Raw genomic sequence first — 16233 nt, 5'->3', positions numbered from 1 at the left:
TGAGCTGATGCGTGAACTTGCAGGAAATCTGAAGATGGTGTGATCGATCGATCCGATACGTGGGACACCCCGTATGTGCCAATGGCCCGATGTGGCCGTCACCTTGTTTGGAACCAACGTCGCGGAAACTATCTTGGCCAGCGTTCATGTGCGAGCGCACCAACAGGCCGGACATATGAACGCAAGCGATCCGATCAAAATCATCAACGAGTTCTTGCAGGGAGGGGGCCGTCCACATATGGCACATCGATGCCGCCGGAGGGCGGTTACATCATCAGAGCCGCGTCCACCCCATCGCTTACCTTACAGAGCAGGTCGAGTTATCCATAGAGCGTGCGCCCCAAAGCGTTAATCTCTGCAACCTCTTTCTCACTAAGTACATCTTTGTACTTGCTAAGGGATTGTGGGCTTGGCTGTTCAACCAGGGAGAATTTTCCTAGCCTGGTGATTTCCTTAGCCGAAAACACGCGCGAGAATTCCTCTAGCGGATTGTTGACTAAGCTCACGTAATCAATGGAACGGAGAGCCCCGTTCATCATAGCAACTGACCCTTCATACGCCTTTTGATGTGCTATTACTCGATGTGCGCACAGGAGGTGGGGAGGCAAAGATTGAACATCGGAAAACTGTTCCAACCCAAGAAAGCGATTTGGATAGGGTATCCTGTTAATGGTTCGCTGGCGCCACCCTTTCGCGTAGCGGTACCAAGACATCACTCCTCTGTGGCGAAGCATTGAAGCTACAGTCTGGTAAATTGGTCGTTGAGGGTAAAGGAAGACAACTCCTTCGAATAAGGTGCTCCAGTGGTTAACAAAAAAAAGATTTGGGTGGTGCTGGTCTAGAAAAACACCGTCTTCATGCATTATCCTATGCCGATATACTCTCTCGGAATTTCTTGAAGGTAGACGATGGTGGATTGCTGCGTTAGCGATGTCCATTAGAAGATTGGGGTCTTCTTTTCCTTTCATGGGGTCATTGGTATGCTCGAAACCATTCAAGAGACGCGTCGTAAAATGTGTTCCTGAGCGGCCCGTTCCAACAATAAATATAGCCCGCATTCTTTTCTCCTGAAGAGAGGTTTCATCCACCTAACGCTTCCTTCTTATGATTCTGATGTATGTTTGGAGAGATACGTCACACAATTGGTTTGAAGCGCCTGTCACGAGACGTAGCCTCCCCTCATCCAGCCAAAGCTACACCACTGACTGGATCGAGAACCTTAAGCCAAGCGCGTTCGTAACCTTCATCACGGTTGCCAGAGTTGGGTTCCCTTCACCGGACAGCACTTTATTCAGTTCCGCTCGGCTCATGCCAACTTCATTTGCCAAGGCTGCCATGTTGCAAGCACGGGCTACCGCTCCCAGCGCGCGGGCTATGTAGGTTGGGTTATCTCCACCCTCCTCCTTGACCGCCTTAAGGTAGACTGCGGTATCAGCCTCGATTTCGAGGTAGTCTGCCGTGTCGTATCCGGCAAAAGTCACGTCTTCCATCGCTCAATCCTTCCAATAATCAGCCAGCGCCTTAGCTTGCTTAATGTCGGCTGCTTGGGCGGATCGTTCGCCACCACATAAAAGAACAATCAGCACCTTTCCACGCGTCATGTAAACTCGGTAGCCAAGTTCTTAGTTAAAATGCAACTCTGATATGCCGCCGCCAACCGGCATTACGTCACCGGAGTTTCTTATGGCCAGACGGTCCAGCCTTGCGGCGATACGCACTTTCCCTGCACTTGGCCTTTCATCACATCGGGGTACATATCTACCTTTTTTAAGCCTGAGACCGGGGCAGTGAAGACGCCGCGCGGTTGGCGGTGATTGGTTATGGTGAGCAGGCTGAACGATTATAGAACTCCATCAGAGGTTAGCGGGTCGGGGACACTACACCGGCACATGATGTCACCTCAGGTCGTTTTGTGGCGCAGGTGCCAAGATCTCGGCGTAAAGCGCGCGATAATCCCGCGTACCCGCTTCGAGGGAAAAGACCGCCTCGGCTGCTGCACGGCATCGGGCAGGCAGATCAGCGTCCGCCAGCAGGTGATCAAGTTCGTCGAGCGTTTGCGTCATAGTCTCCGGTCCGGTGGCCAGCACGCCGACGCGGTGGTCCTGAACAATCCGCGCGACATCGCCGACACCGGCATTGGCCACGACCGGGATCGCAGTGCCCAGAACCTCGGCCATCCGGGTGGGGGAGCGCCCCAATTCGGAAACTTCGCCTCCTGCATAGAACATCACCGATACATCATGCCCCGCCACCGCCGCTGGCATATCGGCGGGCGCACGCGGCCCGATGGTAAGCCTTGCACCCAGGGCGCCGTCCGGGTCCAGCGCTGCCCTCACCTGGACCGCATCGTCGCGCGTCACGATGTCGAACTGCGCCGTACCATCCCGCTCTGCCGCAGCCGCGATGAATGCCGCCAGCCAGTCCAGCCGAAACCACCCGCTGAGAACGGTGCCGATGCAACCATAGACGCGCGGAGCAGGCGGCACGGGCGCACGTGGCAGGAACCGCTCAAGATCGGCACAGGTTGGAATGACGGTCACGCGCTGGCTTGCCATTTCTGCCGGGTAAACCTTGTGCAAATGGGCAACTGCCGCTTGCGTCAGCGACACCACACCGGCCGCATCCCGCAGGCAGGCCCGCTCCACCGCCACGATGCGCCGGTATAGCCAGGATCCCCGTTGCAATCGCCCGGCTGTGATCAGCTCCTCCGGCCAAAGGGCGCGCATGTCAAAAATGAACGGCACCCCGGTCATCCGCCAAACGACCCAAGCCACCGCCGCCGGAATATAGGACCGCGCATGTACCAGTTGCGCCCGTCCATCACGCGCCGCGCGCCAGACCTCATGGGTCATGCTGATCAGATCAAGCGCGGGGGCAATGAAGCGCGGGCGGGGCCGGAATGGGCGGGGCCGCCAGTCGATCCCCAGCGCCAGACACTCGGCCCGAACCCTCGCCACCGACTCTGCATCGGCCCAATCCTCGTCTTTTTCGCGGGTAATCAGGGTGATGCGATGATCCCGCGACAGCCCGCGCAGATAGGCCAGAACCTGACTTTGGCCCAATGGCTCCAACAGGCCATTGCGGGTGAGATAGAGGGTGGGGGTCATGGCATCTCCAGCAGATCAAGATATCGCCGCGCGGCAATGGCGGGTGAAAACTCTGCCGCCCGTCGCTGAAGTGCTGCCCGGTCCGGAGTCTCGGCCAGGGCGGCTTGCATCGCTGTTGCCAGCGCGGCGGGGTCGTTTACGGGAACCAGCCGCCCATAGCGCCCGTTCTCCAGAATTTCGGCAGGCCCCGAGGGGCAATCGGTTGAGACAACGGGCGTTCCGCAGGCCATTGCTTCGACGATGACATTGCCAAAACCCTCATAGTCCGACGATAGAGCGAACAGATCGGCGGACCTGTAAAACGGCGTCGGATCGGGGCGAAACCCCGCGAAAATAACGCGCTCTGCAATTCCGAGTTCGACAGCCAGAGCGCGCAAATCGGCCTCTCTTTGCCCGGTGCCAACCAGCATCAGTCGCGCCTTTGGGTCAGTAATCCGAGCAAAGGCCCGCAACAAAAGTGGGTGGTTCTTTTGCTGCTTGAGACTGCCGACATGAACGATACGTCCGCCCGGAGGCACGGCCCACAGCGCCTCGGCCAACCGCATATCTTCCTGCGATGGGATCGGCCGAGGCGGGACCGGATTATGGATCACCTCGAAGGCCGCAGAAGGCATCCCTGCCAGCACAGCCACATCCTGTGCGACACCCCGAGACACCCCGACCCGGGCATCCGCCATGCGATATCCGAAGGCCATCGATGATCGCAAGGCGAGACGATGCGCCCGCCCCCAAGAGGCATACTGAACGGACAGCGTGTTGTGCTCCGACACCAGAACCTTGCAGCGATGGCCCGACATCTTCCGCGCGATCGGGGCGATGGTGGTGAGCGGCCACATTGCGACAAGGAGAGCATCAGGGCGCGTGCGGCGGAGGTACCGGGACAATGCCATCGGCAGATCACGTGCCCTGGGACAGTTCAGGTCGACGACTTCGAAATGCTCACGGGCTTCTTCGAGTAGCTCGCCTCTGGCTTGCATAAGCGCGAACTCGATCTGATACCCGCGTCGCGCGAATTCATGTGAAAGGACGAGCCGAATACGTTCAACGCCACCGCCGCGAAGATCGGGGAGGAGGATAACCAGTTTCTTACTGCCATTCATTTGCGGCTTAGTTCTTTCAGAATTCAAATCAGAGAAGGGATGTAATATCATCTATCTTGACACGGATATCCCCGTGCAGACTACCATATTTCTTTAAGACCTCACTTGACGTAGAGGCAGGATTGAAATCACCGAGTACAAATAGATGCTCAAGCCCCATCGAAGATGCGATCGCTTTAAAGCAAGGGTTCAGCAGATGGGTTTTCCTCCGAGTACCATATGTAAGCTGTGGATCTGGTTTCTGAAGTAGTTCTATAACCTTCATGCCCGGTCTCATGAAAACAATGTTTGACAAACCTGCACCATGAACAGAAACGACCACACTAGCTTGACTAAATAGTGAAACTTGATCAGGAAAGCTCATATTTTCCAATTCAACCACTGTGAAGCCGACATTTTCGAGTGAGGAGATGATCTCTGGCTCATTAAATATTCTTCTATGAGTGGCCGCCCGACGCGTGATGTAAATTTTCTTACCGCTTTGGGGCATTGGGGCAATATCAAAATATCCGTAAAAGTATTCTGAAATTGCGCGCAAGTCCCTTGGAGCAAAGTCAGTTATTAAGCGCGGATTTCTCTGACAAAAAACTCCACTTGAGTAAGTCACCCCTCTTTTCAGCTCTTGAAAATTTCCTTCACTGATCTCCTCAAGCCAACCGCGAAACCACTCGTTAGGTAGTCGTGCGGGGAGAAGCAATGGAAGCTTGCCCCAGTGCGCCCGAAGTGCCAGCAAGCGCGGCATGCTCTCAATAAGCCAATGATAGTATCCGGCCGACCATTGATTATGGAAAAGAAGCTGAGCGTCCCCAAGGTTAATAGACGCCCCATACTTGAAGAAGTGTTTTGCAGCAGTCCTCCATATTTCGCGATCGAGTTCGGGATAGCCGTAGTGGTAGGTTTCTTTTAAAGCGCCACTAATTCCAATGCAACTTCCAGATCTAGTCACTAGACAAGGACCTATCGAGACGACCTCAAGGTCTGATTCACTTATTCTATAAGGTTCGAAGACATTAATCGTAGACACTGAGAGTGTAGCTCCAAATATTTGTTCTGTCCTAACGTAAGTTACTAAATCTGAGGGCGCCTACGTTAAGATGTCATTCGACAGAGTCTCCAATAGTAGATCTAGTTATAATCCGGATGGTAATTTGTATTTTCTCCACCCTGTCCGACCTATGACGAACGTAGCACAGCATAAGGATAACAGTCTAGATTATTTACAGGAGTGGTTTGCCACTTGTTGATCCTGCGGCGGACTTGGCTTCAGCTGGAAACGCACTTAATAATTTTGAAAGAGAATATTTGAACGATCTGATTCTAGTCTCATCCATTGCCCTGGCAATATCACTAAATGAGCTTGCGGATTTAAAATATATAGGCTTTTTATCCTGATTTTTTACAGTAGAGTAGTAATCAAGAAACTTGAAATCTCCACCAATAAGTTCGTCGCTCACCTTGATCCATCTGTTCGGTATGCCATAAGCATCCGCTAGTATAAGACCATGCAGCGATGAAGATAGAACCCTTTCACATGTTAACATCTGGCGAACGAAACTTTCTGGATCCTGCTGCACGGAGATCAAGCGCACTTCTTTCAACTTGGCTTCCGAGAGCCATTTTCTTACAGCCTTTTCGTCGGAGAAATGTGGAATAATTCCATACTTTACTTCTTTTATTGGGACGGGATCGAAATACAATGGCATGAGAAGAGCTGGGTCGCCCATTGGACGGTCGTCCAGGCTTACGCCGGTAGCGTCTTCGATCACTCGTCGCGTCTTCAAGCCGCGAACCGCACTAACTCTTCTGGCAGAGGTAAGTCTGGAGGGGAGCTGCCCATCAATCGATCCGCTGCCCCAAATAAAGCTTCTATTGCTTGCGGACCCTACTAGACTGCCGATTGCCCGAAGATGGTTGAACGCTGATGTTCTAACCTTCACTATCTCTCGACCTGCAATCTTCGGTATGAGGTATTCATTGAGAAGGTCGCCGACATTTGGTCGGTCGTTGAAGTATACGGTAGGTAGCCTCCCCTGTTTAGACGCGATGACAAGCAAATCACTTGCAACTCTCTTAAGCCGACGAACGTGTTCATTCATTCTTGTTTCCATTCCTTTACCTGTCCTTGTAGCTATAGAGCACTTACCTATTGCATCTCGGGATGTGACAGAGATCGGTGTATGTCAATTTGCGCGACTATTTCAGGAGCGATCGGCCTAGCGAAGAGGCAACTAGATGTTTAAAGTGTTAGTTTTGGCTATCTGTTCTTCACTAAGAAACATCTCTCAATTAATTAGGGGGCTGTGGATCCGGATATTCAACAAAGGATAATTCTTCTAGTTTAGCGATTTCCTCTGTCAGGTTTTGTTCGGGACAGAGCTGTTCATCGACAGAAGCGTCGAATCGAGTCCCAAATTGTTTCTGACTGAAGACCAGCACAGGAAGTTTAAAAGTGTCGTGGAGATCAGCGTCGCGATCCCGGCCCCCACCACACCGAACTGGGGTATTAGCATTAAATTCAAGACAATATTGATTCCGATTGATATGGCGGATGCAGCGAGGGTCCGCTGCTCAAGGCCGGCCATATTGAGTACATTCATGTTCATTCCGAAGAACGCACTCACCAGTTGCGCGACCGTCAGGACAATCAGAACCGGATAGGCGCCAGTATAGTTCACGCCGAATATTAGACCAATCATTGGCTTTCCCATCAGGAGAAACCCTGCCAAGATCAGTGCCGTTGCCACCGTGCAGGCGAGCGCTGCTGCCGAGAGTATGCGCTGTAAGCGTGCGCGGTCTTTTTGCGCCAATGAGTGTGCAATATGCCCGTTAAGAACCATCCCCATCGCCGTTAGCCCGATCGCAGCGATGGAGGCCGACGATACTGCAATCCTGTAGAGTCCTACCTCCGCATCTGTGCGAAAAATGCCAAGCATGATGAGATCAGCGCTTTGGTTAACAACTTGCACCGCTGCCAGTGCTGACAGCGGCAGCAATGCCCGCGCCCAGTCCCGATGTTTCATCCGGTGCGGCCCTAACACACGCATAGGTGCCGGTCGCGCTTTGGCTAGCAGCGCTACCCCGGTTGAAAATGCCAGCATAGCAGCAACCGAATGAAACATCATTGCACGACTCGGATCGACTGCAATCCCGAGACCAAGCGCCGCGAGTAAAAGTACTGACAGGGCCACTGGACGCAGCACCTGATCTGTGAGGTGAGACCGAACAGGAAGGCGCAAGCCAGACAGCGCGCTTGCCCGGGCTGCCGAAAGTGCCATCAAGGGGATCAACGGCAGTCCCCACAACAGCGTGTTTCGCTCAGCGGCCCCCATTTCGCGTCCGACCGCAGCGAGCCAGACGATCACACCGCAAACTGCCAGTACGGCTCCACCAGAGATGGCACAACCCGACCATCGCCAGATTCCACGCAGAAGCGACCAGTCCTTCGCCGCATTCGCGCGCGCAGTTTCGCGCAAGATGAGCGTCGGTAATCCCAAACGAACGGGGATCATTATGACAGCAATTATAGCGAATGCGTAAGAGTAGGTGCCATATCCGGAAGGATCCAGAACGCGTGCCAGAATAACTGTCGAGAGCAGGCCCGACAGAATTGCCGCAACCCTCGCCGCCAAGCCAGCGAGCGAACCACGAATCAAAGTTGCCCGTGTTCCACGCGCAGACAGAAGCGACCTTAGGCTAATACCGAGCATCACAACTTCACCTCCCCCTCATCACGGTTAATGACACTCTTCAGTTCGCTGAACAGATGCTCGGCCGTGCCAAAGCTACGCAGGAGCTTTGGATGGCATAATGGCAACGCGCTGCACCGCCATTCGCCGAGGCGAATACGGTAAGGCACTGATATTCGTAGTGGTTACAAAATAGCTCATCAGTAATTCGGCTGCGTACTAACATGGGAGGATACAACTTGAAAGCTTGGATAAGCATGGCCGATGAGAACACCTTCAAGCCATCGGTCCCATGTTTTGTCACGCGCCAGACGGCGGACGCAATGTGCACCCGGCGGCATCATGAGACACCCCCACGGGCTGTGACAGACTTTGAGGATATCTGGATTCCGTTCGGACGTGGTCGCCGGATCAGGCTTATCTCTTACGCCGATGTCCGGGACCTGCTGACCGAGCGAGGGCGCGTTGTAGGCCGTGCGGTGCTGTACGGCTTGGACGGGCCGCCTAAATGGTGACCTGGCAAAGGACAGCGCGACCGTGAATGGTCAACGCAACTGTGTCCTCAAGAGGCCTTCTTAGGTGTTATATAGAGGTGCCCTGTTACATCCTTGATCTGAGTATCCTTTTGTAACGAATTCCCTCGTCCCATGACGCCGTCCCCCGGGTGCGTAGTTTTTTGCGACGGAGAGATGGTGACCGGCCCAGTGCAGATTTCGCGCCCGCTCCGCCCATAGACTGGGCCGCTCAGATCTCCCCCAAACAACGCATAGTTGCGACAAACACCTCAAAGTGGTAACAATAATACTCTCTGTATGGTACGCTCTGATCATACCAATGAAATTTTTACTGCCAAACCGCTTAGTTAAATGATTTTAAACGCAAAAGGTCTGACTGATGGCGCTGTTCTCGAAGCAGATATTTGCATTGTTGGAGCAGGACCTGCCGGCATTACAGCGGCGCTCGAACTTGCGAAAGCGTCCGGGCTGAAAATCCTGCTTCTTGAAAGCGGCGGCACCTACCTCGAGGACGAAACCCAGGATCTCTATGCTGGCCCCAATCTGGGTCGTCCCTATGAACCCCTGGATCAGGCGCGGCTTCGGTTTCTTGGCGGGTCGAGCAATCACTGGGCTGGAAATTGCATGCGTCTGACACCGGTCGATTTCGAGGAAAGAGACTGGATGCCGGGCTCTGGCTGGCCAATTTCCTATGATGACATCGCACCTTATTACGACTTAGCGGCGCCCTATGTTCAGATACAGGAAGACCGACCTTTCGATTTTTCGTATTGGGCCAGGAAAATCGAAGGGCAACCGGTAGACTGGAATCCGGATATCTTTGAAAATACTGTCTCCTGCTCCAGTCCGCCAACCCCTTTCGGAATTGAATACGAACAGGACCTGGAACGTGCTGCCAATATTTCAGTCGTATTATATGCGAATGTATTGGAAATCGAGACCAATGAAACGGCCTCGGAAGTTACCGGTTTGCGTGTCGTCTGTATCGACGGCCCGCGGTTCCGCGTTCGGGCGAAAAGCTATGTTCTTGCGCAGGGTGGCATAGAGGTTGCGCGTCTCCTGCTGTTGTCGGATCGTGTCATTCCGCAAGGCTTGGGCAACGCGCAGGATCAGGTGGGGCGTTACTTTACCGACCATGTCGGCATCAGGCCGGCCTTGTGGATCTGGCCCGACCAGAAAGTTGATCGCTTCAAGCTCTATGAAGGGCCAACCTACCTGGACGTCGGTGGGTTCTGGGGAACCGTAGCGTCATCGAACGATCTGCGTCGCCGTGAATCCATCGGCGGTTTCACGTTCTATTTTATGCAAACGTCCAACAGCCCTGGGTACCGATCCGCCCAGACAATTGTCCGTTCGCTTAAAAAGGGTGATTTCCCGCCCTATCTATCCTCCCATGTCATGAATATTTTCAGTGATCTCGATGGGATGACGAATAAAGTCTACGATGTGGTTACCGATAAAGGCGCGCTTATCGATCGCTCCTGGCTCGCTCCCTGGCTTAATATCGAATGCGTTCCGAACCCTGACAGTCGGGTTCGCTTGGTCGATGAGCAGGACCGTTTGGGTCAACGCCGGATCGGTATGGACTGGAAATTGACCGAGCAGGATCTGAATACGGTGAAACGGGCGACAGAGCTTATGGCCCAGGAGATTGGCCGCATGGGTCTGGGCCGGGTCTGGACAGAGGCTCTTCGCGACGATTATGACTGGCCCGGAAGTTTTGGATTGGGCAAACATGCTTGCAGCACGACGCGCATGTCAGAAACCCCGAAGACCGGTGTCGTGGATCGCAATTGCCGTGTGCATGGTGTGGCGAACCTCTTTGTCGCAAGCAGCTCGGTCTTCAGGACAAGCAGCTTCGCCCAGCCGACCCTGTCAATCGTTGCATTTTCCATCCGGCTTGCCGATCATCTCAAGCAACTGCACAAAGCGGGCCAGCCATGAGCGGAACGAGCAAGATCAGCCGACGTGATCTCATGTCAGGACTGGCTGCGCTTTCATTCGGGGCTTTGGCTGCTCCGGGCCGGGCCGCCAGCCACACCCTGACCAGTGCCGAGGAAGTTGGCAAATGGCTCATTACCCACAATGCTTTGCCTGCTCATCGAGGGATGCTTTTGGCTGGATTAACTCAGCCGGACACGGTCACTGGCTGGCAAGCCATCGTGCGGGCGGATTTTGCATCCGGCAGGATGGTATCTGTTGACGGCTGGCTTATCAGCGATACCGAAGCTCGGCTTTGCACGCTGGCGGCGCTGGATGTCGAACCCTGGGTGGGTGCATGAACCGGTTGCTGCGCATTGTCGCGATCATTGCGTTGATTTCGCTTGCGACCCGCTTTCTGGTGCCGGCAAGTTTCTTTACCGTAACCGCTCTGTCTATCCTTATCGGCCTGGCCGTTGCGATTTCAGGGCGTGGTAAAGACCTGCGCTAGGCGACGTTTTTTACGCGAACCATGCCTTGGACGTGTGTGGACGCTGCCATGGATGCAAGCAATTCTTTGCCACGTTTGGGCATGTGATCAGGTGCGGTCGTGTGTCCGGCATCTTGATCCATGCAGGCGGAATCGGCCGGATAGTGTGACCAAGATCTACCTTGGCACAGTCGATGCCGCCCGGGAGGGCATCCATCCCATCGCTTACCCAATCCGGGGCAGTCAGTATCCAAAGGCGTCCATGTCTTTTCGGTAGAATTCCTCGATCAGACGGGTGGTGGCCGGGCTGGGCTGCAGATCCGCTGTTTTCGATTGCAAGCGGCGCACCGGGCTGTCCACCAGAGGTGTCTGCAGCACGTCGTTCATCGTCGCCACCCAGGCTGAATCAAACCCGTCTTCCTGTCGGAAGATCCGGGCGCCCTGAACCAGAAATTCGGCCTGCGGTCGAATATGGTTGTCGAGCAGATACGGATTGCCTGCATACCGTTCCAGCATGGTTTCGATCCAGGCGTCGGGCAAGGTGCCGTCGGGGTTGCGCATCTTATATTCGCTGGTGATCCGCGCCACGGGGTGGCGCACAGTAATAAAGGTCAGGTCGAATTTCTGCGGATTGAAACAGGCCTGTAAAAGTGCGGCGTGATAATGTTGCGGCGGGCATTTCATCGTTTTCGTCATGGCGGAAAATCTTGTATGCAGAAAATAGTGTTCAAAGCCGCTGGCGATGAATATGGCCTCGACAGAGGAGCCACCGGTTTTCGGCACGTGGATATACAACACCGCCTCCTGGTCCTTGAAGAATACCGGCATCTAGACCTCCGTTTGTCTGGCAAAATCATCCAGAATATTCTGACAGACAAGCGGCATGTCGCGAAATCTGTATCGCTTGTTGCGGGGCACATCCCTTGGCATGTCCTGTACGTCCAGATCATCGATATTCTCGGCTGCGGGCGTGGCGGGCGATTGCGTGTCGCCTACTTGCCGCGCGATCCAGCGCGTGGAAACTGGCTTGGTTTCATGTGTGTTGCCATGCATAAATCCCGGGCGATTGAACAGCCATGCGATCTTGTGTTGATGGGTGCCGGAATGAGTGACGTAATAATGACATCCGGCGATAACCTTTAAAGCCTCGACCAGCTTAAGACCGGTGATATCGGTGATGTCGTTATAGGGCGACGGCAGGGCGGCGATGATTGTTTGAACATTCTTTGCCACATCTGCGGCGCGCTTCTCAAAGGACCGGCGGTGGCTCTGGTAGAGCGGCCGATGAAAATCTTGCGGAAAACTGAAACCATCCAGAACGAACGTCACGCCCGGATACCGGCTGCGAAACTCTGTGATAAGCCGGATGAGAAACGCTTCCTGATGCTCCAGCGTTCGTCCCGACGGACGCAGGCTAAGGTATATCCGGGGGGGGCCGCTTGCCGGGTCGGGGCTGCAACCAATCAGATTCAGCAGGCGTGATCGGGCGGCGGCCGGGCAGAAATGCGATGTGCCCATGAAAACAGGCTGTGGGTGCCAGCCTCTCAACGCTTCGATCCGGTCTTCGCTTGTCCAGCCGGCAGGCGTATCTGCGCGCCCGGTAATGCCGAATGGGTCGAACAGCACAGTGACATCCACCGCCGCGCCGCTGTGCGACACCTCATCCAGGGTTGGGAATTCATTCCAAAGAAAATGTGCGAAATTCGGATCGCCCAGGATCAGTCTGGATCGGTCCCTGTCTGTCACCGGCCGGATGTCTGATGGCGGATCCGCCAGGATCTTCAGCGCAAGATCTTCCAGCGTCTTGTTGCGAAGATCCGGTTTCGCAAAGGGCAGCACCTTGCCTGCGATCACAGCGGCAGTGATCGGGTGTCCCTTGTGCAGACAGGACGACAGCAGGCAAAAGTCGGTCTCATCCCGAAAGTAATAGATCACCCCTGCGCGCGGCAGAACATAATTGGCGTGCAGCGGCACTGATCGCCCCGACACCGGGGACACAACGCTAAAGGTCCGGGTGTTGGCAATCTGCCTTTGGAACGACTTTGTGCCGATGTCGGAAACAATCGCATTGCAGTCTTGCACAAGGCTCAAAAACGCATGAACCTGTTGCTCTTCGTTCAGTGGGTTCATTCTTTGGCCGTTCTTTCGGTTTGGGTCTCACCTGCCATTATTGAAGCGTCTCGTTGCAGGTCAAGCGACTGGCTACAAGTCGCATTCGCCCATTTGCTCCATCCCGGATGATCCCACAGACCCTTAATCATCTGTGATTTTCATGGCGAGATCGGTTGTGGGAAACATTCGGAACAGGGTACAATCGTGGTGCTCCACCTTCACAAAAAGCATGGGCGCCACCCCGAGAACAATCACCAGTTTGCGGTGATATCCCCCGCGCAGACGCAATCACTGGCGTCCCGGCGTCGGTGCAAGGACGAAGTGCGCCCGGCACAAAAGTCGATACAGTGACGTCGAGGTAACTGAGTCGCGCGTGCGGTCGCAATTCTGTCCGGGCGCGGGTCCGCAGGATTTTCAGGGCGTTTGCAGGGTGCGCGGGTTCGGGAGCAGGAGTGGGAAGATGATGATCGGGGTTTACCGAATAGGGTTCCTGGCGCTGCTGATGGTGCTCTGGGTGGTTGCGGCCGATCAGTTCGGGCGAAATATCGTGCCGACACCGCTTGCCACATTCGAGGCCGCACAGCGGTTGATTGCCGAGGGTCGGCTCCAGAGCGCCTTTCGTGCTTCGCTTACCGTCTATCTTTCCGGCTATGCGCTGGCGGTGATCTGCGCCATCCCTCTCGGGGTGCTGATGGGCGGTTTCCGGGTGTTGGGCAAGACGCTTGAAGTCTATGTTTTCGCTTTGTCGGCGACACCGCGTGTCGCTTTCATTCCGCTGATAATCGTCATTCTGGGGTTGGGCGCCGACGCAAAGATCTTCATCATCTTTCTGGGCACGCTGCTGCCGATCCTGATCAACACCTATTCCGGCGTGATGGCTGTCGACGAAGAGCTTGTCGAAATGGCCCGCTCGGCCGGGGCCAGCCAGCGGCGGATCTTTCTCAGCATCGTGCTGCCGAACGCGGCGCCGTTCGTTGTGACCGGCATGCGCCTTGGGGCGGCGATCGGGCTCATTAACACGGTGGTCGCTGAACTCTATACTGCGGTAAGCGGGCTGGGAGGGCTGCTTGCCATTTACGGCAACAGTTTCCGCATGGCCGAGTATTTTGTCGTCGTGATCTGTCTGGCGATCATCGGCGTGGTGGTCACCGAAGCACTGCGCCACGTCGAAGCGCGCCTTGTCCGCTGGCGCGGCGCAACTTGAACCATATGGCCGACTTGCCGACCGGGCCCGGCCAACCAATCAGAAGGAGGACTGAGGAATGAAGCGAACCAAGCGATTGACAGTGCTGCTGTCAGCGATCTCGGGTGCGATGCTGGTCTCGGCCAACATGGCGGCGGCAGAGCCCTTCCGCCTCATACTGACCCATCTGGAACCGCCTCTGGTTCCCAACTCGGTGATGGATCTCGCTCTCGAGCTTGGCTATTTCGAGCGTGAGGGCGTGGACGTCGAGCTGGTCCGGGTGCAGCAGACCCCTTCGGCGCTGGCCGCGCTTCTGGCGGGCGAGGGCGAGATGGCCAATGCCTCGGTCGACGGGGTTCTGCAACTGGTGGCCCGTGGCACCGATACGCTGCGCGCCGTGACCTCTCCCAACAAGTCGCTGCCGTTCCTGATTGCCGCCAGATCCGACATCGCCAGCCCTGCGGATCTCGTCGGCCACAGCTTTGGCATCGGGCGCATCGGCAGTCTCGATCATTCGCTGAGCGCGAAGGTGCTGGCCAGCGAAGGCGTCGATATAGAAACGCTGGACGTGGTCACGCTGGGCCAGCCCGCGGTGCGGGCACAGGCGCTGGCCGCAGGTCAGGTTGACGCGACCACGATGTCGATCGGCGTGTGGCTGTCGATCCCGGACAAATCCGGCCCCGACCAGATCGGATTGTCTGTGCTGATCCCGCAGAGCGCCTATTACGCAGCCGCGCCGGTCGTGAACAAGGTCAACGTGGTGCCTGCCGAGGTGCTGGCCAACCGGCGCGACGAGGTGGTGGCCGTGGTCCGCGCGCTGGTGAATATCTCCCGTGACTTCGCCGCGGATTCCGACGCCTGGGCGGATGCCATGGCATCCTATCGCGGAAACCTGACGCCCGAAGAGATGCAGATGCTGGCCAAGAGCTTTGATGGCGGCTGGAGCATCAACGGCGGCATCAACCGCGAGGAGCTGCAATACACTCAGGACTGGATCTATCAGACCGAGGATTTCAAGGATCTCACCCCGGTGGCGCTTGACGACTGGGTCGACTTTTCGGTGATCGACGAGGTGTTGACCGATCTCGGCACCGCTCCGGGAGTGGACCAGCCCTCCAGATGACGGGACCGCGCGGCAACAGCACCGGCGGGGCGTCAGACGCTTCGCCGGCCATCCTGTTCGACAACGTTAGCAGGACATTCACCACCGCTGGCAGGCGGGCCGCGGTCCCGGCGATCCGGGATCTTTCGTTCACCGTCGAACCGGCGACATTCGTGGCGCTTCTGGGGCCGTCTGGCTGCGGCAAGACCACGATCCTGAGGATCGTCGACGGCCTGCTCCAGGGTGATACCGGGCGCGTCGAGGTGTTTGGCGCCCCGCCGAAACCCGGCCCCGATATCGGCTTCGTGTTCCAGAATTTCCGGTTGATCCCCTGGGCCAATGTTCAGGATAACGTCGAATTCGGGCTGAAAAGCATGCCGCTCACACGGGCTGAACGGCGCGAACGCGCGGACCACCACCTTGAGCTTGTCGGGCTGAGTACGTTCCGCCACGCCTATCCGGGCGAGCTTTCGGGGGGTATGAAACAGCGCGTCGCGCTGGCCCGGGCGCTGGCAACCGAGCCGGGTATCCTTTTGATGGATGAACCTTTCGCAAGCATCGATGCGCACACCCGCGAGTTGATGCAGATCGAACTGATGCGAATCTGGACGGTCCGCCGGCCGGTGGTTCTGTTCGTCACCCACAGCGTCGACGAGGCGATCATTCTGGCCGACCGCATCATGCTGCTGAGCCCGCGTCCGGCGCGGGTGATCGAATCTTTCGATGTCGAACTCGAGCGGCCGAGATGGACCTATGATGCCCGCGCCGAACCCCGGTATGTCGAGTTGCGCAGCTATTTGTCGGATCGGATGCGCGAACTGGTGGTGTCAGACCCAGCCTCGGAATTCTTTGGCCGTGACCTCGTGCCACCGCGGGGACGGTAAGCGGGTTCGTCACGGGTTCAGCGGGTGCCATGGAAGACCGGCAGCCGACAATGAAAATGGTCCTTGCAATCGACTTCCTTGTCGGCTTCGCTGCAAGGCATACGTGTTTTCGCTGCGACCGCAGGCGCCAGACC

15 protein-coding genes are annotated in these 16233 nt (G+C 56.0%); 6 read left to right on the top strand and 9 right to left on the bottom strand.

Features of this window, described 5'->3' with window-relative positions:
* Nucleotides 1–320: 320 nt before the first annotated feature.
* The 7 genes from FQ320_RS20110 to FQ320_RS20075 form a co-directional block, all read right to left on the bottom strand.
* Complete coding sequence (locus FQ320_RS20110; protein ID WP_148475114.1) at nt 321–1088, bottom strand: hypothetical protein; 768 nt, start codon at nt 1086–1088, stop codon at nt 321–323.
* 105 nt (nt 1089–1193) lie between these two features.
* A complete protein-coding gene (locus FQ320_RS20105) occupies nt 1194–1490 on the bottom strand; it encodes an addiction module antidote protein (protein ID WP_148475113.1) in 297 nt (98 codons plus the stop codon).
* Between the two features lie 405 nt (nt 1491–1895).
* Nucleotides 1896–3107 (bottom strand): glycosyltransferase, encoded by a 1212-nt coding sequence (locus FQ320_RS20095; RefSeq protein ID WP_148475112.1) that lies wholly within the window; start codon nt 3105–3107, stop codon nt 1896–1898.
* Entirely contained in the window at nt 3104–4207 is a 1104-nt protein-coding gene (locus FQ320_RS20090; RefSeq protein WP_148475111.1) for a glycosyltransferase, read from the bottom strand. The genes FQ320_RS20095 and FQ320_RS20090 overlap by 4 nt, the downstream gene beginning before the upstream one ends.
* A 28-nt stretch (nt 4208–4235) precedes the next feature.
* Entirely contained in the window at nt 4236–5153 is a 918-nt protein-coding gene (locus FQ320_RS20085; protein ID WP_148475110.1) for a DUF563 domain-containing protein, read from the bottom strand.
* A 271-nt stretch (nt 5154–5424) separates the two neighbouring features.
* Nucleotides 5425–6303 (bottom strand): polysaccharide pyruvyl transferase family protein, encoded by an 879-nt coding sequence (locus FQ320_RS20080; RefSeq protein ID WP_187393995.1) that lies wholly within the window; start codon nt 6301–6303, stop codon nt 5425–5427.
* 258 nt (nt 6304–6561) lie between these two features.
* The gene (locus FQ320_RS20075; protein ID WP_148475108.1) at nt 6562–7914 is read right to left on the bottom strand and encodes a lipopolysaccharide biosynthesis protein; all 1353 of its coding nucleotides are present in this window, start codon (nt 7912–7914) and stop codon (nt 6562–6564) included.
* Nucleotides 7915–8759: 845 nt separating this feature from the next.
* On the opposite strand from FQ320_RS20075, the gene FQ320_RS20070 reads away from it, so the two are divergent.
* The 3 genes from FQ320_RS20070 to FQ320_RS25825 are packed head-to-tail and all read left to right on the top strand — an operon-like array spanning nt 8760 to nt 10839.
* The gene (locus FQ320_RS20070) at nt 8760–10352 is read left to right on the top strand and encodes a GMC oxidoreductase (RefSeq protein WP_148475107.1); all 1593 of its coding nucleotides are present in this window, start codon (nt 8760–8762) and stop codon (nt 10350–10352) included.
* Nucleotides 10349–10690: a hypothetical protein gene (locus FQ320_RS20065; RefSeq protein ID WP_148475106.1), complete on the top strand. Its 342-nt coding sequence runs from the start codon at nt 10349–10351 to the stop codon at nt 10688–10690. Before FQ320_RS20070 ends, FQ320_RS20065 begins: the two co-directional genes overlap by 4 nt.
* Complete coding sequence (locus FQ320_RS25825; protein ID WP_187393994.1) at nt 10687–10839, top strand: hypothetical protein; 153 nt, start codon at nt 10687–10689, stop codon at nt 10837–10839. Before FQ320_RS20065 ends, FQ320_RS25825 begins: the two co-directional genes overlap by 4 nt.
* A gap of 222 nt (nt 10840–11061) precedes the next feature.
* On the opposite strand, the gene FQ320_RS20060 is transcribed toward FQ320_RS25825, so the two are convergent.
* Both FQ320_RS20060 and FQ320_RS20055 read right to left on the bottom strand, forming a co-directional pair.
* On the bottom strand, nt 11062–11646 hold the full coding sequence (locus FQ320_RS20060) for a sulfotransferase family 2 domain-containing protein (protein ID WP_148475105.1): 585 nt from the start codon (nt 11644–11646) through the stop codon (nt 11062–11064).
* Nucleotides 11647–12948: a hypothetical protein gene (locus tag FQ320_RS20055; RefSeq protein WP_148475104.1), complete on the bottom strand. Its 1302-nt coding sequence runs from the start codon at nt 12946–12948 to the stop codon at nt 11647–11649. It lies immediately after the preceding gene.
* Between the two features lie 442 nt (nt 12949–13390).
* Here FQ320_RS20055 and FQ320_RS20050 point away from each other — a divergent pair, with 442 nt between their 5' ends.
* Genes FQ320_RS20050 through FQ320_RS20040 form a run of 3 tightly spaced genes read left to right on the top strand, consistent with a single transcriptional unit; the run spans nt 13391 to nt 16099 of the window.
* Complete coding sequence (locus FQ320_RS20050) at nt 13391–14134, top strand: ABC transporter permease (protein ID WP_222861668.1); 744 nt, start codon at nt 13391–13393, stop codon at nt 14132–14134.
* A gap of 58 nt (nt 14135–14192) precedes the next feature.
* Nucleotides 14193–15236, top strand: a complete 1044-nt coding sequence (locus tag FQ320_RS20045) for an ABC transporter substrate-binding protein (RefSeq protein ID WP_148475103.1) — start codon at nt 14193–14195, stop codon at nt 15234–15236.
* Complete coding sequence (locus FQ320_RS20040; RefSeq protein ID WP_148475102.1) at nt 15233–16099, top strand: ABC transporter ATP-binding protein; 867 nt, start codon at nt 15233–15235, stop codon at nt 16097–16099. Before FQ320_RS20045 ends, FQ320_RS20040 begins: the two co-directional genes overlap by 4 nt.
* The last annotated feature ends 134 nt before the right edge of the window (nt 16100–16233 follow it).

Source organism: Oceaniovalibus sp. ACAM 378, from assembly GCF_008085915.1.
Lineage (GTDB): Bacteria > Pseudomonadota > Alphaproteobacteria > Rhodobacterales > Rhodobacteraceae > Oceaniglobus.
This window is presented reverse-complemented; position numbering and strand designations above follow the sequence as displayed.